The sequence below is a fragment of the Nostoc sp. FACHB-152 genome (genome assembly GCF_014697475.1).
Lineage (GTDB): Bacteria > Cyanobacteriota > Cyanobacteriia > Cyanobacteriales > Nostocaceae > Nostoc_B.
The window spans coordinates 191241-213394 of the sequence record NZ_JACJRV010000007.1; the positions used below are offsets into that span (position 1 = coordinate 191241).

Here is a 22154-nt window from a genome sequence, read left to right on the forward strand (position 1 = left end):
AAAATGCCAAATCGATACTGGCCATAAAACTGCTGAATACATAGAGAGAACTGGTCAGTACCTTCACTCTCAAAATACGTTCCTCGTTGGTGTTGACTATCTAGAGGCAGATATTTAACAATCAACCTGCAACGACGATTAGAATTTAAGTAAAGAAATATTGCGTAGCTTACGGGCATGAAACGGATCGTCTTGATTGCTGGGTTTGAATCGTTCAACGCTGACTTATATAGAAAAGCGGCAACTGTAGCTGAATCTCGCTGTCCTGATTTAGACATTCGGGTGTTTAGCGATCGCGATATTATCAGTAAGCGTGCGGAAGTAGAAGCAGCACTGCAAGGGGCTGACGTATTTTTTGGCAGCTTATTATTTGATTATGACCAAGTTTTGTGGTTGCGCGATCGCCTTGCCCAAGTTCCTATCCGGCTTGTGTTTGAGTCAGCTTTGGAATTGATGAGTTTAACCAAGCTGGGAGACTTTGCCATTGGTGACAAACCCAAAGGAATGCCCAAACCAGTTAAATTTATTCTTGACAAATTCAGCAACGGACGCGAAGAAGACAAACTCGCAGGTTACATCAGCTTCTTAAAAATTGGCCCGAAACTCTTAAAATTCGTCCCAGTGCAGAAAGTCCAAGACTTACGCAACTGGCTAATTATCTATGGTTACTGGAATGCTGGCGGCCCCGAAAACGTTGCATCATTATTCTGGACACTAGCAGAAAAATATTTAGGCTTAAAAATTGGCGACATTCCCCCACCACTCGAAACCCCTAACATGGGATTACTGCATCCCGACTATCAAGGGTTTTTTGAATCGCCAAAAGCATACTTGGAATGGTATCAGAAGAAGGGAACAGGGAACAGGCAACAGGGAACAGAGAAGAAAAACAATATTCAGCCTCCAGTTGTTGGAATACTGCTTTACCGCAAACACGTCATCACTAAACAACCATACATACCCCAACTAATTCGCCGCTTTGAAGAAGCTGGCTTAATTCCCTTACCCATCTTTATCAATGGAGTAGAGGGACACGTAGCAGTTCGGGACTGGATGACGACTGACTACGAACAGCAGCAACGACAACTAAATAATATTGAAACTCCCTCTCTTTCCCAAGATGCAGTGAAAGTTGATGCCATAGTTTCTACCATTGGCTTTCCACTTGTCGGTGGCCCGGCTGGTTCAATGGAAGCAGGTCGCCAAATCGAAGTAGCAAAGCGCATCCTGACTGCTAAAAATGTGCCTTACATTGTCGCCGCACCATTATTAATTCAAGATATACATTCTTGGACACGCCAAGGTGTCGGCGGATTACAAAGTGTAGTTTTATATGCCTTACCAGAACTTGATGGGGCAATTGATACTGTTCCCCTCGGCGGTTTGGTAGGCGAAAATATTTATCTTGTACCTGAACGGGTACAGCGATTAATTGGTAGAGTCAAAAGCTGGGTTGCGTTACGCCAAACACCAGCATCGGAACGGAAAATTGCCATTATTTTATATGGTTTCCCGCCTGGTTACGGTGCAGCTGGTACAGCTGCATTGTTGAATGTGCCTCGCAGCCTCATCAAGTTTCTGCACGCACTCAAAGACCAAGGTTATGACGTTGGCGATATCCCAGAAGATGGGGAAGAATTAATTCGTCAGGTGAAAGAAGCTGATGAAGAGATGGAAAGATGGGAAATGAATAAACCTTTCCCAGATTCCGCTATTACTGTTAACGCCAGAAAATTAGAAAAATGGTTAGGATATCTCCGCACATCTCGCGTTGAAAAACAATGGAAGTCTTTAACAGGTAGTGGGATTAAAACTTATGGTGATGAACTGCACGTTGGTGGAGTGCAGTTAGGAAATATCTGGATAGGTTTACAACCACCGTTAGGCATTCAAGGCGACCCGATGCGGTTAATGTTTGAACGCGATTTAACTCCACATCCGCAATACGCCGCTTTTTACAAATGGTTGCAAAATGAATTACAAGCTGATGCTGTAGTTCACTTTGGAATGCACGGTACAGTGGAATGGTTGCCGGGTTCGCCTTTAGGAAATACGGGTTATTCTTGGTCGGATATTTTGTTAGGTGATTTGCCTAATCTATATATATATGCGGCGAATAATCCTTCAGAGTCGATTTTGGCAAAGCGTCGCGGTTATGGGGTATTAATTTCGCACAATGTACCGCCCTATGGTCGTGCAGGTTTGTATAAAGAATTGGTGGCGTTGCGCGATTTAATTGCGGAGTATCGAGAAGACCCGAAAAAGAATTATGTGCTAAAGGAAGGGATTTGTAAAAAAATTGTTGATACGGGTTTAGATGTTGATTGTCCGTTTGAGGATGCGAAAAAGTTGGGCATTCCTTTTACGCCAGAAAATATCAGAATGTTTAGTGGTCATGCTTTTGATGATTATTTAGTGAAGTTGTACGAATATCTGCAAGTTTTAGAGAATCGCCTGTTTTCTTCTGGGTTGCATACACTAGGTGAACCGCCAAATGAAGAAGAGATGGCGGCTTATTTGGAGGCTTATTTTGGTAGCGAATCAAAAAGACAGGAAGAGAAAGAAATTAGAGATTTATTGATGCAAACCACAGATGAATTAACAAATTTATTACGTGGGTTGAATGGTGAGTATATTCCGCCTGCGCCTGGTGGTGATTTGTTGCGTGATGGTGCTGGGGTTTTGCCAACGGGGAGGAATATTCATGCGTTAGATCCTTATAGAATGCCTTCGCCTGCGGCTTATGAAAGGGGTAAGGAAATTGCACAGAAAATTATCGCCCAGCATTTACAAGAACATGGGAAATATCCTGAGACGGTGGCGGTGTTGTTGTGGGGTTTAGATGCGATTAAAACTAAGGGTGAGTCGTTAGGAATTCTGCTGGAATTAGTTGGTGCTGAACCTGTGAAGGAAGGAACTGGCCGAATTGTCCGTTATGAGTTGAAACCCTTGGCTGAGGTAGGACATCCGCGTATTGATGTGTTGGGAAATTTATCAGGGATTTTCCGCGATAGTTTTGTGAATATCATCGAATTGTTAGATGATTTGTTTTTACGTGCGGCTGAGGCGGATGAGTCGGAAGAACAGAATTTTATTAGAAAACACGCTTTAGCTTTAAAGGCTCAAGGTGTAGAAAATGCTTCAGCGAGGTTATTTTCTAATCCTGCGGGTGATTTTGGTTCTTTGGTGAATGATAGGGTAGTTGATGGTAATTGGGAATCTGGTGATGAGTTAGGTAATACTTGGCAAAGCCGCAATGTGTTTAGCTACGGGAGACAAGATAAAGGCCAAGCTAGACCAGAGGTATTGAATCAGTTGTTAAAAACGAGCGATCGCATCGTCCAAGAAATCGATTCGGTAGAATATGGTTTAACCGATATTCAAGAATATTACGCCAACACTGGCGGTTTGAAAAAAGCAGCCGAAAAACAAAGCGGTAAAAAGGTAACTACCAGTTTTGTCGAAAGTTTCTCGAAAGACACCACACCCCGCAATTTAGATGATTTGCTGCGGATGGAATATCGCACCAAATTACTAAATCCTAAATGGGCGCAAGCAATGGCAAATCAAGGTTCTGGCGGCGCGTTTGAAATTTCTCAACGGATGACAGCCTTAATTGGTTGGGGTGGTACTGCCGATTTTAAAGATGATTGGGTCTATGACCAAGCTGCTGATACCTACGCTTTAGACCCAGAAATGGCAGAGAAATTACGCCAAGCCAACCCCGAAGCTTTCCGCAATATTGTTAGCCGAATGTTAGAAGCGCATGGGCGCGGTTTCTGGGAAGCTGATCAAGATAAGTTAGATAAGTTGCGCCAGTTATATGAGTTGACTGATGAAGAATTAGAAGGAGTGACAGTTTAAAAAAAACTAATTTTATGAAGAGCCTAAATGAGTTCTGTAATATAATTTTTCAGTAATTCAATTAGCTCTTCTTTACTCAACATATTTTCTGCAATTTGCATCGTTAATTCATAAGCTTGTTCTGGCGACATATTCAATTCATAATCATTAATGTTCAAAAATGTTACCATGACATCAAAAGCAGTACGCTTATTACCATCTACAAAAGCATGGTTATTAGCAATATGAAATAAGTATGCTGCTGCTTGTTCAACAATTGTAGGATGTAAAAGCTCACCTCCAAAAGTGGCTTGAGGTTGATAAATAGCTGAATCTAACAAGCCTTCATCACGTATACCTAATGAGCCACCATATAAATTAATCTGCTTACTATGTATACTTAAAACATCTTGTTTTTCAATGAATTTAGGACTATGCAAGATTTCTGTACACCCAATCCCATTTCTTCGTAGATGCCAAAGAAATTAACATAGCTTCTGATTCTTTAGGCGTAAATTCTCCCAAATCTAGCGCATTAATTTCCTCTTCAGATAAAACATGAATATCAAGCATTTTCAAGCTTGCTTCAAATAAAGATTTAATTAAATGTTTTAGAGTTTCTAGAATAATATATTTTTTGTCTTTTTGATAACTTGTAATAGCATTCATACTCTTAACTTCATTGTATAAATTAACAGATTTTATCAGTAAATTTTTGATAGTTTCTCTACTATTATCAAAGTTAAAAAAATCCCAGTATTTATCTACAACTTCCTTAACTGAAAAATCGTATCTCACATAAAATAAAAGGAAGTCATCATTCTGTTCTACTTTTTCCTTAAGCACTTCATTCAGCTTTATACATTTATATAGATAGCTTTGAAACTGTTGAAACTCCTCTTTAAGCTGATTGAGAGATATGTGTCTGCTATTTGCCAAATCAATTATTGCAGCTATCTTTTCATCTTCCACGTTAGTTCCATTCAGGCATTTTTCCAGAATTTCTATCTTTTCCTGAATACTGTCAATTGTTTCTGGCGGAAGAATCAAGCTGTTTAGCATTTATTTTGTACCTGGATTCTAATATCAATTTAACGAAATTTACCAAAAATTGCATAAAGTCACAGCAAAAACTCTGCGTAACTTTGCGTTTACCTCAGCGATACTCTGCGTTTAAAAACATTACGAATTCAACCTTTCTAAAAACTGCTTACCACAGTCTTTGCAGAGATAACGCTGCTTACCGTAACGATGCCCATTTTTAGATAAACGGGATGAATGACAATGAGGGCATATCATTACTTTCATTACTTGCTGTGGCAATGTATACGGTGTTAAATAAGCTACTAACAGTGCTTTGAGTTCTGCATAAAGAGCTTGGCGTTTGCTTTCATCCTGTTTCAGCGCATTCAACAGTAAGGCGTTGTAGGTTCGATGCACCGTTTCTGCTAAAAGTTCACTTTTTTCTACAGCTAAGTCTGGGTTCCACTGGCGAAAAAAGGCGGCAAATTGTTGAATTAGCTGCTGATTAAAGGTTTCGTCAAATAGCTGAAATAATTCTGGTGCAACAAAATACTGAATGTACACAACGCGAGGAATAGGATCTTCAAAGTATTTAGCGTAGATATCGACTGTACACTCGATAAACTCTAATAATGATTGATGCTGGTCGGCTGACTGCATGAGTTTGGTAAGAATTGCTGTCACCCGTTCCATGTGTATCGCTTCGAGTGCATGAAATATGGCGAGTTTATCTGGAAAAAACTGATATAGAGAACCAATAGCTGTGTCTGCTTTCGCCGCAATCATGTGGGTAGTTGCAGCTTCATATCCCACCTCTGCAAAGACTTCGGCTGCTGCTTGGAGGATTTTCTCTACCCTTTGCTGACTCCGCTTTTGCTTGGGTTGACGACGCATCAGCATCGAATCAGGTTTACTTATCGCCATAGTTCTTGACAAACATGAAAAATCTGTCGTATTTTTAATTCAAACATGAAAGTTTTGTCACAATTTTACTCTAACGCGGTCGAAATTAGAGCGATCGCATCATACCAATTCAAACCTTAGGAGGCTACTATGGCAGTGATTCTTCCTGGCGCACCGTGGTTAATTGCCCATCGTTCCATGCTGGTTGTTAACAAGCCTTATAAAGTTGCGCTCAATGGTCGAGATTATGTCCTTTGGCAAAATCAGCAAGGTGAAATTTTCGCCCTTGATAACGTTTGTCCACATATGCAAGCACCTTTATCTGACGGCTGGATTTGCCAAGAACGGGGTACAATTATTTGCCCCTTCCATGCGTTGGAGTTTGATGAACAAGGAAGGTTGCATCAGTCAGGTCAAGTAGGAAGCCAACCTTTAACAACTCCTCTAGAACTGATTATCAAAGATGACTGTATTTGGACATACGCTGGTCATCTTCCGAAAATTCCTGTAGCAGACCTCATCTCCAAAGTTAGCGAAGGCATGACTTTTGTCGGTGTAGCCGGAGAAAAGAGTATTCGCGGAACTTTTTTAGATAACTTGTTAATCAACTATGACTACAACCATCAAAGCGGCACACACAGAGATTTATTTGGTATCAAAGCTAATCGCGTTCCTTTATTTGAGCATGAAGGATATTGGGCTAAGGTTGTCCAAGAACTAGAACGAGAGGATAGTACCTGGAATGATATCCTCCGCAACCCTGTTATTTTAACTGCACCTAAAACTTACACTGGCACTTTAGAGTATGCTTTCCCAGCACTCACAACTTTTCGCACCTCATTTTTGTTAGGAGAAATTTTGCAGGTGCATATCTTGTATCCAGAAACAGAGACTCAAACTAAAACTTTTGTGTTGGTCTTCACCAAACCCAAACACCCAATTCTCTTACCATTATTAAGGCGTTCAATGTTAAGTGCAGTGACAACAGTTGTCGAGCAAGATACACGCGCTATTGAAACTTCTTATCCTCGCCAAACACCAAAGATTCGGCTACCAAACGAGGAAATTATGTTTCATGCTCAAAAGCTATATCATGATTGGTAAGACCGAGAAATTAGTTTTTTATATGCAAAACTCTTTCACTGCCGTCTTTGAAAAAATAGATGATTGGTATATTGGCTATGTTCAAGAATTACCAGGAGCCAATGTACAAGAGAAAACTCTAGAAGAAGCGAGAGAAAGTCTGCGAGAAGCAATAGAGTTGATTTTAGTCTCTAATCGGGAACTGGCAGAGCAGCAACTCTGTGGTAAAGATGTCGTCCGTGAACAAATTACAATTACAGCCTAGTGAAAAGACGTGATTTGATTCGCCATCTTGAAGACAATGGCTGTCTGTTTCTGCGTGAAGGTGGAAAGCATACTATCTTACTATCTACTACAATCCTGAAAATAACAGAACCTCCGCAGTGCCAAGGCATACTGAGATTCTGGATATTTTAGCTGTAAAAATTTGCAAAGATTTAGATATTGCCCCGCCTTAAAACTTGGTCGAGAGAAATCTAACCTTCGAGTATTTGCCGTGCAAACTCAATAGCCGCTTCTGCTGTAGCAATTTTACCCTCAGCTTGGGCTACAGCAATCTCTGTCAGTAGCTCACCTACGACTGGCGACGCTGGAATATTTAGTGCTAACATTAGATTTTTCCCGCTTACTAGCTGAGTGGGATGAGCGACCAGATCATCAGGGTTAAGGTAGCGGCTGATTAATGGTGCGTAAGTGCATAGCAGTTTGTCTCCTGATATCGCCTCTACCAAAGTATCTTGTGCTACAGCCAATACTGCGATGGCAGGAAATACATTACCTGCTTCTTGGAACAAAAAATATTGTTCTCGCAAAGATTCTTTGGTAAATTTTAACTGCGGGAACAGTTTAAGTGCCGTGGTAACGGCGCGAATTTCAGCACGGCTATAAGTGAGTTCTTGTAGGTCTATTTCTGCAACTTCGGGATGAGTATCTACAAGACAAGCAAGTTTGGCGATACCTAACCAAGTAGTTTTGATAGTATCACGCACATATTGTTGTAATTCTGCACCAAGTTGCGGTGCAAGTATGGCTGCGGCTGTATCAACGGCGACGAGTTTATCAAAGTTTTCTGCTGTGGCATTTTTGAAGAAATAGGCGAGTAAACCATCTTTCCCTGCACTGGCTAACCAAGGCGTACCTTGAGGACTAGCTAAAAGATAACCAATTTCTGTTCTGACTCTTTCTGCGGCGACTGTGCTGATGTGTGATGCTAAAGCGCGAATAGTCGCTTGGGTATTTGGTTCAATGGTAAAACCCAACTGGGCGGCTTGGCGATAGGCGCGCATTAATCGTAAAGGGTCGTCTTCGAGGTTGGATGGTGATACCATACGCAACAAACCTTGCTGTAAGTCAGCACAACCTTGCAATGGGTCAATGATTTCTTGGGTGTGGGGATTGTAGGCGATCGCATTAATTGTAAAATCACGTCTATGCAAGTCAGTCTCTAAACTATTGCCTTCTTGTTGGGCAAAGTCAGCCGTGGCTTGGGGAAATACTACACGGGCAATTTTGCGTTCTGCGTCGAGTAAGACAAAACCAGCTTGATAATGTTTAGCGATCGCTCTGGCTACCTTCACCGCATTAGATGGTATCACAAAGTCAAGATCCCAATATTCACGAGTTCTGCCCAGAATAGCATCACGCACCGCGCCACCAACCATGTAAGCTGGTTGTGGCAACCATTCCAAGCTAAAAGGCCAATTTTCTGGCGCGAGAATCGAGTGAACCCAACTGTGCATTGTAATAAAAATCAACCCAGTAACTAGTGAAGAAGACCTTCGCTTACGTTAGATTAGCAATAAAGCTCCTGGAGTTGGTTATATTATGTGTATTTGCGTAAACTGCCACTACGTAGACCGTTGTGTAACTTATCATGCCGTAGAAACCCAACACCAACAGCCTCACTTAACTGAGAACCCGACTTTTGATCCTAATGAACCTTCTATCAATGTCAACATCCGCACCAAAGAGGATGTAATTGAAATGGAATGGGACGTTGTTGGCTGTCTTAGCTTTAAGCAAGAAACTGGTAAATGGTCGAAATTGCGTCCAGGTGAACTAGTACCGACGTAATGGAAATGATAAGTAATTTTCAAGCGACTACTGCTGTTTCTTGTAGTAGTCGTATATTTTTGTGATTATATGCTTGAATAAAGATGACGCAAACTTCAAAGAAATTAATATAATTACTCGCCTTGGCAACGGAATTAACAACTTTATCAGCCCAAAAATACGCTTTATCACTCCACACTACTACGCCAGAATTAGGCTTGGCTATGAGTAACTTTGCTGGAGAAACTCGCACAAACGTTTGGAATTTGGGGCGTGATTTATCTAGTTATGTGCATCAATATTTAATTGATTTTATCCAACCACAAACTTGGGCAGACTTGGCATTTATAGCTGTTGCTAAAGGGCCAGGCGGTTTTACAGGAACTCGTATTGGTGTAGTCACAGCCCGCACTTTAGGGCAACAATTAAATATTCCCGTGTTTGCTATTTCGACTTTGGCGGCGGTAGCTTGGTCAAACAAAAATGACTATAAAAAAGCAATTGCCATAGAAATGCCAGCACAACGAGGTAAAGTATTTGGTGCTATTTATCAAATTAATTCAATCACTTCTGAATTGACAACTTTATTTCCTGATACAGTTCTCACACCAGAAGCTTGGCAAGAAACTTTAACTAACTGTAATATTGAGTATCAACTAATTCAAGCACAGTCTGGTTTAGCGGCAACTGTAACAAGTATTTTGGAACTTTCCTATTTAGACTGGCGACAAGGAAAACGTACTGAGTGGTCAGAGGCTTTACCTTATTATGGGCAACATCCAGTAGAAATTTAAACTTAGTGGTATTTCTCCACATTATAGTTATACTTCTGTCATCACCACGTCAAATTTATAAGTTAAAACTAAAACGTTTATAGATAGAGATGTGCTTAATTAATATTAATTAAGGAGTATTGATGTGTTCAGCCATAAATTATTTCAGTTTTTAACAGTAGGAACAATTACACTGGTTGCTACTGGCGGTGGGCTAAGTTTGACAGGATTGTTACACCAAAATTATCTTAACAATTCTTCACTATTTACCCAATCGTTGGGTAATAAATTACCAGATAATTTAAACGGGTCAGCTTTAGCAAATGCACAAGATGTTGCTTTCAATCAAAACAAAGAGGCTATACCAAAAGAACTGCAAGGGCAAACTATTTATCAAGCAAAATTACCAATAACAGATAAGGTAATTGCTCTTACTTTTGATGATGGGCCTGGCCCCAAAAATACAACAGAAATATTAGATATTTTAAAGAAAAATCATATCAAAGCTACATTTTTTGTGGTTGGGCAAATGGTTAGCTTCCATCCTCAAATTACTAAACAAATTGCAGATGATGGTCATGTCTTAGGTAATCACACATGGCATCATTGGTATCGTCGCATGAATGTAGCTACAGCTGCTAGTGAAATTAACCGTACAGCAGATATCATCTATAAAACTACAGGAGTAAAAACCACATTATTTCGTCCACCTGGCGGCTTTTTACATAATGGTTTAGTTGATTATGCCAAAAGTCAAAAGTATGCGATCATGATGTGGTCAGATGAGTCAGGAGACTCGCAACGTCATGGACAAGCGGCAAGACTAATTAAAAATGTCGAAAAAAGTGCAAAACCCGGTGGAATTATATTGATGCACGATGGTGGTGGTAATCGTTCTCAAACTGTTAAGGCATTGCCGCAAATTATTGCATATTTAAAGAACAAAGGATATAAGTTTGCCACTATACCTGAACTTTTGACAATGCAAACCCAAGCCAAAGATGTGCTGACAGCAGAATCATCTATAGTTACCAAAGATGAACATCCCAATCAGAAATTGCATCATCAGTAATGTTATACAGGTAGCTAAATCATTTCAAACTCTAATTGATGACTCTTGAGAAAATCATGAGTGAAATGATCTACCACATTTGTATCAGCAAGTTCTAAATTATAAAAATCCACAGCTTCATGGTCAAAATAAGGCCCAGCGTGCCAAGTTCCCTCGTTTAATTTAATAAAACAATTGCCTGGAATGCGGAAAGCTGCAATTTCTTCTAATACTGGTTCATTTAAATCATTATATGGTGGGCAAACTGCAATTAACCAATCTTTTCCTTCTAAAGAACCTAAACATTGAGTACATTCCATATGACGAGTGATTTTATGGAACTTCCGCCCACGCTTATTTAGACGCATAATATAAAATCGTGGTGTGCCATTTTGTAGATTTAGTTGGGCATCTTCTGCGTCAAAAGCTTTACCATCTGTACTAGCAAAAATTACTTGTCCATAACGCTGAAAGTTTTCTGGGGTGATTAATTCGGCGTGTAATTGTTGTATTGTTTTTGATGTATTCATAAAACCTAATGAATAATTTTTGTACTCTTATCTATAGTTTTTACCACTTTTTAAAAACGAATATTATTTATCTCGTTGTTTTTAGGACAGTGAATAGACCTACCAAAAGAATCGCCGGTTTCTGCATCAGTTACTTCCACAACTTTGGCGTTACTAGTGCAGATAAATCTACCTCTCGCAGTACTCAACTCACCTGGGACAAAACCAGATACTATCCACACCATTCGGTTATTAGAAATTGAGGATTTATACAATCCGGTTTTGGCTGCAAACTCCTCATAGGTTGTAAGTTTTGCTTCTGTTATTTGCATCTTGCTAGACTTTTTAATCACACTTTCAATCGTAATCAAGCGAGCTGCTGGTAAGTTATTGTTTGCTGGGTATATCTTTACTGCTGAGTTGATTGGATTTGCTTGATTAACTTGCTTTTTTGTCACTGGTTTAGCTGTGACTGTCTGCACTAGCAATAAATTAATGATACCAACCAATAATGAAGATATTGTAAAAAGATTAATCATATTGCTATGCGCTACAGAATGCTAAGAATTGGCTATCTTTTTAAATAAATCGCTCATCATTAAGTAAATAAAAAGTGTTTTTAAACTTAGCGATCGCTGTTGATTTCAATAATTACGAAATCAGTATTAGATAGACAAAATCATAACACACGCATCTATAAAATTAATATATTAGTAAATTACCAATCTAATTCTTTAGGAATGAGTAATTTAGGAATTATAGAAGCTTGTATTTGTTTATCTGAAGGTTTTGTATACCACCAAGCCCAAGCAAGGAAAACGGCTTGAAAAGGCAATCTAACTGCTTGAAACCAAGGTGAATCTGAATATGGTATGGTTTCAATCTTAATATGATTTACTGCCATGTTGATATTAGCAGGAAACACAGCAATAAACAGCAAAATTAGTCTCCAAGCCGCAGCTTGACTTACAGGCGGAACTAATAAACCGATACCGCCTAAAATTTCGTAAAAGCCACTGAGATAAACTAATCCTAATGGATAGGGTAGTTGTGGCGGCATAATTTTGACGTAAGGTTCAGGTACAGCAAAGTGTGTAATGCCAACTATGATGATAGATACAGCCAGGATTACCCTAAATAATTCCTTACGCTTGTTCATAGTTTTTCCTCATTCTAGACTTGTGCTTATACTTCAGTTTGCTGATCTAATGTGAATTTGTCTTCAATCAACAGTAGGAAATATCGCGTTTTAGAGTAATTTAGTACCTAAAAGGACTATTAACCTCAAGGCTAGTGTATGACACTAAATTTTAATCGCCGTCAATTTCTTTTACATGGTTCAGCAACCTTTGCTACCAGCCTGCTGCTAAAAGCTTGTAGTACTAACCAAACGCAGACACCAACAGCGAGTAGTGGCACAGAAGGATTTAAAATAGCGATCGCCCTCCCTGGAGTCATCAGCGATAAAGCCTGGAACCAGTCTGGCTATGAAGGCGTAAACTTAGCTAAACAAAAACTAGGTGCAGAAGTCGCCTATGTCGAACAAGTCGCCCAAGCTGATCAAACAGAAGTATTAACAGACTTTGCCCGTAAAAGTTACAATTTAGTCTTTGCCCACGGCGGACAATTTGACGCAGCAGTAGAACAAGTTGCTACACAATTTCCCAATACATTTTTTGTGGGTGTTAATGGTAATGTTAAAGGCGAAAATATCGCTTCTTTACGCATAGATCACCTGCAAGGTAGCTATCTGTGTGGGATTATTGGTGCTGCTATGACCAAATCTAATAAATTAGCTTATATTGCTGGACAGGAATTTCAAGCTACCCAAGAAGAATTGCGCGGATTTCAATTAGGGGCAAAATCAGTTAAACCAAATATTCAAATTGTTTCTACATTTACTGGCGATTGGAATGATGTTGCAAAAGCAAAAGAAGCCACCCTTGCCTTAATTTCCTCCGGTGCAGATGTAATTTATCAGTGGTTAGATAGTGCCTCACCCGCAGTTCTACAAACAGCCAGCGATAAAGGTGTTTACGCTTTTGGTAACACAAAAGACCAATTGGATGTTGCGCCAAAAGCAGTTTTAACAAGTGCTGTAAAAAGATTAGACTTAGCCATAGCATACCTAGCAGAATTATCAAAACAAAAACAGCTACAAGGACAAGTATATTCAATTGGTCTAGAACGACCCGATATATTAACTTTAGGAAACTTTGCAGCAGCAGTACCAGAACAAGTTAAAAATAATGTTCTCAAAATAAAACAAGAAATTATTGATAAAAAACTTACATTTGAAAATTGTAAAGAAGCTGGTAAAGATACCCGTTGCGTCAAAAAAGCCTCAGCATAACAATAAAAACTCCGCGTAACTCCGCGCTTACCTTTGCGCTACTCTGCGTTTAAATAAATGCTGTACTTAGAAAACATTACCAAACGCTTTGGCTCATTTGTTGCCAACGACAATATTACCCTCAGTGTTGATTCAGGTAAAATTCATGCAATATTAGGTGAAAACGGTGCAGGTAAAACCACCTTAATGAATATTATTAGTGGTTTATATCAACCGGATGCCGGGCAAATTTACATACAAGATAAACCAGTTAAAATTTCTACACCTAACTATGCAACAAAACTTGGTATTGGCATGATTCACCAACATTTCATGCTTGTACCCAAGTTGACTGTAACCGAAAATATTATCTTGGGTTTGGAAAATAGCTGGCGTTTAAATTTACGACAAAAACAACAAGAAATCGCTGCTTTATCCCAAGCTTATGGTTTAGAAGTTAACCCGAAAGCTAAAGTAGAAGATTTACCAGTTGGCACACAACAGCGTGTAGAAATTCTCAAAGTTCTTTACCGCCAAGCTAAACTTTTAATTCTTGACGAACCTACCGCAGTCCTCACACCGCCGGAAGTAGAATCATTAATTGTTATTTTACGGCAATTAGCTGCTGCTGGTAACACAATTATATTTATTAGTCACAAGTTAGAAGAAGTAATTAAACTTTGCGATACAGTAACAGTGTTGCGGCGAGGAAAAGTCATAGCAACAACCAATACTCAAGCTGCAACACCTCAACAATTAGCCGAATTAATGGTGGGAAGTGAAGTTAATTTATATGTCAATAAATCACCAGCCTCAGCAGGAAAAGTAATATTATCTGTGCAAAATTTACAAGTTGCAGATGACAGAGGTATTAATGCTGTACGTGATATTTCCTTTCAACTACACGCAGGCGAAATTTTAGGAATTGCTGGGGTAGATGGTAATGGACAGCGAGAATTAGCTGATGCGATCGCTGGTTTACGTAAGATTAAACAAGGTAAAATCCAGTTAGATAACAATCAAACTATTGCTTATATCCCCGAAGATAGGCAAAAGATGGGTTTGATATTGCAATTGAGTATTGCCCAAAATCTCATTTTAAAATCTTTTAAAAACTTACCATTTTGTCGTAATTATTTATTACAAACAGCAGAAATAAAAAATCACGCCCAAGCTGCAATGCAAGCTTATGATATCCGCGCGACAAGAGAAAATATCAAAGTTAGCCAACTATCAGGAGGAAATCAACAAAAGGTAGTTTTAGCGCGAGAACTTGCAGGTGAACCAAATTTAATTATTGCTATGCAACCCACACGCGGGTTAGATGTGGGGGCGACGGCGGCGGTACATTTGCAGTTGTTAGCAGAACGCGATCGCTGTGCCGCAATCTTGTATATTTCTACTGAGTTAGAAGAAATTATGGCCATGAGCGATCGCATTGCCATAATCTACAGAGGTGAATTCGTCGCTATTTTGGATGCACAGACAGCAACAGTCGAAGAGATTGGTTTATTAATGGCTGGCGGAATAAATCATCTAAAATAAAAAAGTATCGACTTTTTCAAAGATATTTACACTGTTGATGAGCAACCCTGTATCTTTTCAGACAGTAATTGAATATGTAGAAGCTCTTTCAACGGAGGAGCAAGATTTACTAGTGGAACTAATTTCTAAAAGACGCATTGAACAACGGCGTAAAGAAATTGCCACAAATGCCGCACAAACGCTGAAAGCAATTAAAACAGGTACAGCCAAGCATGGTAATCTTGAGGAGCTACGGGCTGATTTGCTAAGTGAAGAATGAGAATTCTTGTTTGGGATAGTAGCTTTAAGCGTGCTTTTAAAAGAATTATTTGGAAAAATAATCGTTTAGAAGAAACAATTTTTGAAGTTTTAGAATTACTCGTAAATGATCCATTTGCACCAAGTTTGAAATCACATAAATTAAAAGGTTATTTAGAGGGGTTATGGGCTTGTTGGGTCGAGTATGATTGCCGTATTATCTATACATTTCAGCCAAATACCGATGAGGATGAGGATATGATCGTGCTAATCGATATCGGTACTCATGATGAAGTGTATTGAGATCTAGAGGGAAGGCGATCGCATTGCTGTAATCTACAGAGGTGAGTTTGTCGCTGTTTTAGATCCACAGACGGCGACAGTGGAAGAGATTGGTTTATTGATTGCTGGGGGGACAAACAAAAAATAAAAAATTAAACGTAAATCGGCAAAGTGTGTTAACTTGGCTTGATTTAGTTCAGGGTTAACTACTATGTCACAAGATATTAAAATTTGGGATGTATCTACCACAGGTAATCTTAGTGAAATCAAAAAATCTAAGCTTGACTTTGAGCAACGCATACAAGATTGGTTAGAGCAAGATATTTCTATTATTTCACCTAACTTATTAGTAATAGGAAAAGAAGTTCAAACAGATTACGGTGGATTTATAGACCTTTTATGCCTAGATCAAAAAGGAGATATTTTCATTATCGAGTTAAAACGCGGCAAAACTCCTAGAGAAGTTACCGCTCAAGCCTTAGATTATGCTTCTTGGGTACAACATTTATCAAATGAAAATATTACTAATATTGCTAATAATTACCTGAATAATAAATTTGACCTAGAGCTAGATAAAGCTTTTCAGAAAAATTTTAATACAGAATTACCGGAAGTTATCAATACAAATCATCATATACTAATTGTTGCATCTGAGATAGATACTAGCTCTGAAAGAATTATTAATTATTTATCAGAAACGTATGGAGTAAGTATTAATGCTGTAACGTTTAACTACTTCCGTAGTGAAGATGGTAGAGAATTATTAGCAAGAGTATTTTTAATTGAGCCAAATCAGGTAGAAGAAAATACTCAGCGACAAAATAATTCTAAAAGACAGCCAAATTTATCTTATACAGAACTTGAAGAAATTGCTCAGAGATATGGTTTAGAAAGAATATACTTTGAACTTTACAATAATTTAGTAGGCAGATATTTTACTGTTGTCTCAACAACAAGAAGTTCATTAAGTTTGAAAAAAGGTAACAAAACTATATTTACGTTAATTCCTGTAGAAAGTAATGCTGAAAAAGGTCTTAAATTCCGTATATATACAACAAGATTTGCAAAATCCTTGGGGATAAATCAAGAGCAAATAACAAATTTATTGCCTTTATCACGATATGCTTGGGAAAATTATCCTGGTGCTACACCTGATTGGTGTGGACATGAAGGATTCTTCAAAGATTTGAATGAATTAGACATATTTATTGCTGGACTACATAACATAACTCAAGATGGGAACTACACTAGAACTTAAACAAGTATCCCCATATTTATTGGATAAAATAAAAAAATCTCCTGAATTAGTAGGAATATTTTTAGAAGCAAAATACTTAGAAGATTCAGAGTTTTGGCAACAGTTTACAATAAATTCAAATGACATTGATGATGTTGAGTGGTTTAATGAGGCAACTAATTATGTACAAGAGAGATTAGATAAATTAGTAAAAGATAAACCAAAAGAATTTGAAAAAATTCAGAACGATATCCCTTTAGTTATTAATGAAGGTAAAAATAAATATTTAGATCTGGATAAAACTTGGCTACCAATTAACTTTTTACTTACAGGGTATGACTTTTATGATAAAGCATTATATTTACCTAAATCAGTCGTTAATAAAAATCCAGAAGATCATCTTCCTTTAATTAGAGCAGTAAGTCCCAGTAATGGAATTGAATATGATGGCTGTGATTATCCGTTGTATTATTTTAGTGATGGTGAAGTCAAAACAATAGCCAACGCTTTATCAGATTTTTCCCTTGAGCATATCAGACAAAGGCTAGAATTTCGAGGTTTAAAGGAAGATAGCTATAATCATTTATTTAACTACACATATAACCCCCTTATAAGATATTATCAAGATGCGGCAGATAAGGGAAACGCCATGTTTCTCGACTTTGGTTAGATAGCTAATTTTATGCTTCAATATCAAAATTCACGCCTTCATAAATCAAATCAATTCCACAATTAAAATCAACACGTTCTATAGTGATATCATCACCAACTGTATAAAGAGAATACAGCCACATTCTCTCTTCTCCCCGACGATAAGATTCAACACCTATTTTTTCTGATTCAACCAAAATATATTCTTGCAAACTGGGCATATTACGATAAAAAGTAAACTTTTCTCCTCTATCTTTCGCTTCTGTACCAGGAGAAAGAACTTCTACAATTATTTTAGGATATTGAATAAATTTACGAGCATTTAAATCACGTGAATCGCAGCTTATTACCACATCAGGATAATAGTAAGGACTGTTAATATTTACCTGGACTTTGACATCTGCAACATTGATGCGACAACCTCTAGAACGTAAATGAGGATACAATGCTCGGTAGAGATTTAAAGCAATATCATTGTGGGGAATTGTACCACCAGTCATGGCAAAAACTTCGCCATTCACGTACTCATAACGATATTCTTGTAAAGGTTCCCATTCGAGATATTGCTCGATACTCATTTTTTGAGGTTGAGGGGTAGCAATCATTGCATTATGACCAAAGTAAATCGCATTCAATTCCTGCTACCAATCCTATCACCGCTAATAGCGATCGCCTCCGCCCTCATCGTTGGTGCTATCCTCATCATCTTTGCAGGCGCAAACCCTATCACCGCATACACAGCCTTATTTCAAGAATCACTCTCAACTTACTTTGGCTTTGGTAACACTCTCACCAAAATGACACCGTTATTATTTACGAGTTTAGGTGTCTTAGTAGCATTAAAGGCTGGTCAATTTAATATCGGTGGTGAAGGACAAATTTATCTTGGTGCGTTGGGAAGTACGTTAATAGGGTTATATGTGCAAGGCTTACCTGCTATTATTCACATTCCCTTGGCTTTGTTAGCAGGATTTATCTTTGGTGCGGTTTGGGGTTGGATACCCGGTTATCTCAAAGCTGTGCGGGGAGTCAACGAAGTTATCACAACCCTGCTACTGAATTACATTGCCATAAATTTGATTAGCTACCTCGTCCAAAATCCTTTAAAAGCACCAACCGCACCTAGTCCTTACTCACCATTAATTGCCAAGTCTGCCCAATTACCTATTATTCTACCGGGGAGTCTCGCCCATGCCGGAATTATCTTGGCGTTAATTACAGCAGCAATATTATGGATATTGTTAGTGCGATCGCCTCTAGGATACCAAATCACTGCCGTCGGATTTAACCCCATTGCTGCCCGTTATGCTCGGATGTCGGTTGAACGCACCATTATGTTTGTCATGGCCTTAGCTGGTGGTTTAGCTGGGTTAGCAGGCGCAACTGAAGTAATGGGGTTGAAATATCGCTTATTTGAACAGATTTCACCTGGTTATGGATTTGATGCCATTGCGATCGCTTTCTTAAGTCGCGGTAATATTGGCGGTGTAGTGCTAACTTCTTTATTTTTCGCCGCCTTGCGTAGTGGTGCGAATGTCATGCAACGTAGCGCAGGTGTCCCCGTCACCGTAGTTTATGCTATTCAAGGCTTAACTGTATTATTCATTGCCATCAGCCTCGCCGTAGAAACGCGAAGGAATGCTAAGGCTTAACGCAAAGTCTCGCAAAGATTTCTCTGCGTTACTCTGCGTTTACCTTAGCGATACTCTGCGTTCAAAAATCTTATGAATAACCTCAACTTCTTCTCTGATTATCTCGTTGCCAGTCTACATCTCTCTGTCCCCTTAGCTTTTGCTGCCCTAGGCGGATTATATTCTGAACGGTCGGGAGTGTTAAATATCGCCTTAGAAGGAATGTTACTAACTGGTACTTTTAGCAGTGCAGTAGCTACCTTCTACACCGGGAATGTTTGGGTTGGTGTCTTTGCGGCTGTGGTAGCAGGGGGTTTAGTAGGTTTACTTCACGCTGTACTATCTGTAAGTTTGCGGGTTGACCAACTAGTATCAGGGTTAGCAATTAATCTTGTAGCTGCTGGGTTAACGTCATTTTTAGCGCGGTTGGCGTTTAGTGGTGCTAACACTCAAAGATTACCAGGAATTGCACCGTTAATTATTCCCGGTTTAGCTAACATTCCTGTTTTAGGAATGCTGTTGTTTCAGCAAGATATACTCGTATATTTACTGCTAAGTTTAATTGCTGTTAGTGTATACATTTTATTTCACACTAGCTTTGGTTTAACCTTACGGGCGGTAGGTGAATATCCGCAGGCGGCGGTCACGTCTGGGATATCAGTATCAATGGTGCGCTACTGTGCTGTAGTGCTGAGTGGCTGTCTGGCGAGTTTGGGTGGTGCGTACCTAACTTTGGTAGAAATTCGATTTTTTAGCGAAGGGATGAGTGCAGGTAGAGGATTTATTGCGATCGCTGCTTTAATTTTTGGTAGATGGCATCCTATAGGTAGTGCTTTAGCTTGTTTGTTATTTGGGGCTACAGAAGCTTTACAGTTACGTATTCAGGCTTTGGGTGCGAATATTCCTTACCAGTTTCTTGTTATGTTACCTTATGCGATCGCTCTATTTGCATTGGTGGGATTAGCAGGTAAAGCCACTCCTCCAAAGGCCTTGGGTGTTCCATTCAATCCAGAAAATTCTGATTGAAACTAAGTACGATTATAAAGATAGTAAAAATTGATAGCTATTTTAGTTGCAGTTAACGCCTGACGAAATGTACACTTTTTAGTGATGATGTTTGCTAGATATTGCCACTAGCTTGTTATAGTCTACCCTCAACTTCAGCATAGACCATCAACCTAGTGAGTTCAGATTACGAGCTAATCCCACTCAAGCCGCACACCGCCGTATGAAGGAAACCTCGTACAACCATCAAAATATTTACCAGAGAACATGACCTCGTTAAAAGCGGGGTCTTTCTTCGGCTGACAAACAGAAATTGGGTATGTATTCTTATTTAAAGGTAATGTGCTGCGTATGAATGGACAGCCACTAATTTTGGTTGTAGAACAAAATCTTCATACTTTACAACTACTGAATTTTCATCTTAAATCATTAAACTTCTCTTGCATTTGTGCCAAACAAGGAATCAAAGCCTTGATATTAGCACAAACGCATCAACCTAATTTAATCATGTTAGATATGATGATTTCAGATATCAGTAGCGGACAAGTTATTGATTACTTGAAGCGAGAGCCAAAAACAGCCAAGATTCCGATTATTGCAATGCTACCTTGGTATTCGGTACAAGAATCACAACGACTTTTTTTAAATGGAACTGACGACTATATTACTAAGCCCTATGATTTTAGCAAATTAGAAGCTGTTCTTTCTCATCATCTTAATCAGTTAAGTTTTTCAAGTTTGCTTTCGGGATAGATTCTGGGTTACGCACTTCTGGTAACTGTTTTAAAACGACAATAATTCCAGTTCTTCCTGTGGCTAAGTTTGTCTTCGTCATTAAATCAAGAACTGGTTTACCAATCACTTCCTCAAGTAAACTTTGGAGTTGTGTTTTAATGATTTTATCCAAAAATAAGCGTACCTGTTCTGCTAAACTTTCATGTCCTCCAGATATTAGTGTACGCTCTACCAAAGTAACAGAGTTCTCTAAAGAAATAACCAATTCTGTATCAAAAAAATGACAAAGTACTGGGCTAGGTCTTTGCCCTAGTTGTTCATAATATAAGGCACTGATCCTCTGTGCAATTTCTCTTTCAAGTTGTCCAATGGTTGGGTGTGACATGAATCGGTATCTACGCTTTAAGAATTGTATATTATATTAAACAATTTTAGGTTATTAAACCATTTCTCAAAGTTAATTTTACATGAGTCTTATTTAATTTGTAATTATCTAAAAAAAAGAAGATTAATGCTTTTATATGAATTATCCTCCTAACTATATTAGCTTAAACATACAAAAACTCTCAATGTATAAACAAGGTTAAGCTAATCAGAGTCTAAAAAGCTATCTAAGTTTTAATCAACCTGTAAAATGCAATGAAAAATTTAATTTTTTCCTAAGAAAATTACCTCAAAATATCTGAGTATAAATTGTGCTAATTATCAATTATCAAAATATTTTAGGGGTTGTAATTATCATCTTTAAAGCCAATATTTTCATCTAATTACACTCCAAAAAATTTATAACAATCAGTGTAGAAGATGTAAATAAAATCTATTGCCTATTGCCTCTCTTCACACACAGTTTGTAAATCAAATAGGATGGACATATTATCTAAAATATTTTTATTTATAACAAGCAAGGTAAGTTAAAAAATAGCTGTCCTAAGCTAATAATCACTTAATTTGCTTGTTGAGACCGCAAGGGGAGCCAGCGCGTTGGGCGGGTTTCCCGACTTGAAGCGACTGGCGTGGCAGGGGAGCAGGTTTGAAGTTTTTCCCTAAAATTCCAATTGTGCAACTTGTAAGCACAAAAGCTTACTCAAGGACTCAATCAGTATATTAAAATTATCTATGCGAAAACTCGAAAACTAGATTTTTGCTGACGTTAAAACTAAGCTATACGCTAGCAACTGAGCATTGCTCTCATCCCAAAGATAGATTTATTGTAGAAATAATTTTTAATGCAGCGTAAAAAGGGAAGTAAGTAATCAACTTTC

The 22154-nt window shown here is 38.5% G+C and carries 23 protein-coding genes and 2 pseudogenes; 15 read left to right on the top strand and 10 right to left on the bottom strand.

Annotation, left to right across the window (positions count from 1 at the left end; translation table 11 throughout):
* Positions 1 to 177 precede the first annotated feature (177 nt).
* Positions 178 to 3864, top strand: a complete 3687-nt coding sequence (gene bchH, locus H6G76_RS09290) for a magnesium chelatase subunit H (RefSeq protein WP_190698769.1) — start codon at positions 178 to 180, stop codon at positions 3862 to 3864.
* A gap of 23 nt (positions 3865 to 3887) precedes the next feature.
* On the opposite strand, the gene H6G76_RS09295 is transcribed toward bchH, so the two are convergent.
* The 4 genes and pseudogenes from H6G76_RS09295 to H6G76_RS36930 form a co-directional block, all read right to left on the bottom strand.
* Positions 3888 to 4283 carry a type II toxin-antitoxin system death-on-curing family toxin gene (locus H6G76_RS09295; RefSeq protein ID WP_190698772.1) on the bottom strand — a complete coding sequence of 132 codons (396 nt, stop codon included), beginning with the start codon at positions 4281 to 4283 and terminating at the stop codon, positions 3888 to 3890.
* Positions 4276 to 4905 (bottom strand): hypothetical protein, encoded by a 630-nt coding sequence (locus H6G76_RS09300; protein WP_190698775.1) that lies wholly within the window; start codon positions 4903 to 4905, stop codon positions 4276 to 4278. Before H6G76_RS09300 ends, H6G76_RS09295 begins: the two co-directional genes overlap by 8 nt.
* Positions 4906 to 5040: 135 nt before the next feature.
* Positions 5041 to 5142 (bottom strand): annotated as a pseudogene (locus H6G76_RS36925) (IS1 family transposase); the annotation flags it as partial.
* Between the two features lie 42 nt (positions 5143 to 5184).
* A pseudogene (locus tag H6G76_RS36930) lies at positions 5185 to 5790 on the bottom strand (TetR/AcrR family transcriptional regulator); the annotation flags it as partial.
* A gap of 129 nt (positions 5791 to 5919) precedes the next feature.
* On the opposite strand from H6G76_RS36930, the gene H6G76_RS09310 reads away from it, so the two are divergent.
* Both H6G76_RS09310 and H6G76_RS09315 read left to right on the top strand, forming a co-directional pair.
* Positions 5920 to 6873, top strand: a complete 954-nt coding sequence (locus H6G76_RS09310) for a Rieske 2Fe-2S domain-containing protein (protein ID WP_190698778.1) — start codon at positions 5920 to 5922, stop codon at positions 6871 to 6873.
* Positions 6845 to 7117 (top strand): type II toxin-antitoxin system HicB family antitoxin, encoded by a 273-nt coding sequence (locus tag H6G76_RS09315; protein ID WP_242056352.1) that lies wholly within the window; start codon positions 6845 to 6847, stop codon positions 7115 to 7117. Before H6G76_RS09310 ends, H6G76_RS09315 begins: the two co-directional genes overlap by 29 nt.
* 211 nt (positions 7118 to 7328) lie before the next feature.
* On the opposite strand, the gene H6G76_RS09320 is transcribed toward H6G76_RS09315, so the two are convergent.
* On the bottom strand, positions 7329 to 8591 hold the full coding sequence (locus H6G76_RS09320; protein WP_190698781.1) for a CCA tRNA nucleotidyltransferase: 1263 nt from the start codon (positions 8589 to 8591) through the stop codon (positions 7329 to 7331).
* Between the two features lie 85 nt (positions 8592 to 8676).
* On the opposite strand from H6G76_RS09320, the gene H6G76_RS09325 reads away from it, so the two are divergent.
* The 3 genes from H6G76_RS09325 to H6G76_RS09335 all read left to right on the top strand — a co-directional run bounded on the left by H6G76_RS09325 (position 8677) and on the right by H6G76_RS09335 (position 10749).
* The gene (locus H6G76_RS09325; protein WP_015138282.1) at positions 8677 to 8925 is read left to right on the top strand and encodes a Ycf34 family protein; all 249 of its coding nucleotides are present in this window, start codon (positions 8677 to 8679) and stop codon (positions 8923 to 8925) included.
* Between the two features lie 122 nt (positions 8926 to 9047).
* Positions 9048 to 9698 (top strand): tRNA (adenosine(37)-N6)-threonylcarbamoyltransferase complex dimerization subunit type 1 TsaB, encoded by a 651-nt coding sequence (tsaB, locus tag H6G76_RS09330; RefSeq protein ID WP_190698784.1) that lies wholly within the window; start codon positions 9048 to 9050, stop codon positions 9696 to 9698.
* Positions 9699 to 9822: 124 nt separating this feature from the next.
* Positions 9823 to 10749, top strand: coding sequence for a polysaccharide deacetylase family protein (locus tag H6G76_RS09335; RefSeq protein ID WP_190698786.1), 927 nt, complete (start codon positions 9823 to 9825; stop codon positions 10747 to 10749).
* 14 nt (positions 10750 to 10763) lie between these two features.
* Here the strand turns inward: H6G76_RS09335 and H6G76_RS09340 are convergent, their stop codons facing one another.
* The 3 genes from H6G76_RS09340 to H6G76_RS09350 form a co-directional block, all read right to left on the bottom strand.
* On the bottom strand, positions 10764 to 11258 hold the full coding sequence (locus H6G76_RS09340; protein ID WP_190698789.1) for an ureidoglycolate lyase: 495 nt from the start codon (positions 11256 to 11258) through the stop codon (positions 10764 to 10766).
* Between the two features lie 50 nt (positions 11259 to 11308).
* On the bottom strand, positions 11309 to 11776 hold the full coding sequence (locus H6G76_RS09345; protein WP_190698792.1) for a hypothetical protein: 468 nt from the start codon (positions 11774 to 11776) through the stop codon (positions 11309 to 11311).
* Between the two features lie 179 nt (positions 11777 to 11955).
* Positions 11956 to 12396: a DoxX family protein gene (locus tag H6G76_RS09350; RefSeq protein ID WP_190698795.1), complete on the bottom strand. Its 441-nt coding sequence runs from the start codon at positions 12394 to 12396 to the stop codon at positions 11956 to 11958.
* 138 nt (positions 12397 to 12534) lie between these two features.
* On the opposite strand from H6G76_RS09350, the gene H6G76_RS09355 reads away from it, so the two are divergent.
* From H6G76_RS09355 to H6G76_RS09380, 6 genes are all read left to right on the top strand, one after another.
* A complete protein-coding gene (locus tag H6G76_RS09355; protein WP_190698797.1) occupies positions 12535 to 13590 on the top strand; it encodes a BMP family protein in 1056 nt (351 codons plus the stop codon).
* 57 nt (positions 13591 to 13647) lie between these two features.
* The gene (locus H6G76_RS09360) at positions 13648 to 15114 is read left to right on the top strand and encodes an ABC transporter ATP-binding protein (RefSeq protein WP_190698800.1); all 1467 of its coding nucleotides are present in this window, start codon (positions 13648 to 13650) and stop codon (positions 15112 to 15114) included.
* Positions 15115 to 15151: 37 nt separating this feature from the next.
* Positions 15152 to 15373: a hypothetical protein gene (locus H6G76_RS09365; RefSeq protein ID WP_190698803.1), complete on the top strand. Its 222-nt coding sequence runs from the start codon at positions 15152 to 15154 to the stop codon at positions 15371 to 15373.
* Complete coding sequence (locus H6G76_RS09370) at positions 15370 to 15654, top strand: type II toxin-antitoxin system mRNA interferase toxin, RelE/StbE family (RefSeq protein ID WP_190698805.1); 285 nt, start codon at positions 15370 to 15372, stop codon at positions 15652 to 15654. The genes H6G76_RS09365 and H6G76_RS09370 overlap by 4 nt, the downstream gene beginning before the upstream one ends.
* Before the next feature lie 190 nt (positions 15655 to 15844).
* On the top strand, positions 15845 to 16891 hold the full coding sequence (locus H6G76_RS09375) for an endonuclease NucS domain-containing protein (protein ID WP_190698808.1): 1047 nt from the start codon (positions 15845 to 15847) through the stop codon (positions 16889 to 16891).
* Positions 16869 to 17540, top strand: a complete 672-nt coding sequence (locus H6G76_RS09380; protein ID WP_190698811.1) for a DUF1877 family protein — start codon at positions 16869 to 16871, stop codon at positions 17538 to 17540. Before H6G76_RS09375 ends, H6G76_RS09380 begins: the two co-directional genes overlap by 23 nt.
* 10 nt (positions 17541 to 17550) lie before the next feature.
* On the opposite strand, the gene H6G76_RS09385 is transcribed toward H6G76_RS09380, so the two are convergent.
* Positions 17551 to 18126: a Uma2 family endonuclease gene (locus H6G76_RS09385; protein ID WP_190698813.1), complete on the bottom strand. Its 576-nt coding sequence runs from the start codon at positions 18124 to 18126 to the stop codon at positions 17551 to 17553.
* Between the two features lie 6 nt (positions 18127 to 18132).
* On the opposite strand from H6G76_RS09385, the gene H6G76_RS09390 reads away from it, so the two are divergent.
* The 3 genes from H6G76_RS09390 (at position 18133) to H6G76_RS09400 (ending at position 20910) form a co-directional block, all read left to right on the top strand.
* On the top strand, positions 18133 to 19173 hold the full coding sequence (locus H6G76_RS09390) for an ABC transporter permease (protein ID WP_190698815.1): 1041 nt from the start codon (positions 18133 to 18135) through the stop codon (positions 19171 to 19173).
* Between the two features lie 72 nt (positions 19174 to 19245).
* Positions 19246 to 20178 (top strand): ABC transporter permease, encoded by a 933-nt coding sequence (locus H6G76_RS09395; RefSeq protein WP_190698819.1) that lies wholly within the window; start codon positions 19246 to 19248, stop codon positions 20176 to 20178.
* A 330-nt stretch (positions 20179 to 20508) separates the two neighbouring features.
* On the top strand, positions 20509 to 20910 hold the full coding sequence (locus tag H6G76_RS09400) for a PleD family two-component system response regulator (RefSeq protein ID WP_190698822.1): 402 nt from the start codon (positions 20509 to 20511) through the stop codon (positions 20908 to 20910).
* Here the strand turns inward: H6G76_RS09400 and H6G76_RS09405 are convergent.
* Entirely contained in the window at positions 20873 to 21277 is a 405-nt protein-coding gene (locus H6G76_RS09405; protein WP_190698825.1) for a DUF2294 domain-containing protein, read from the bottom strand. The genes H6G76_RS09400 and H6G76_RS09405 overlap by 38 nt on opposite strands.
* Positions 21278 to 22154 lie beyond the last annotated feature (877 nt).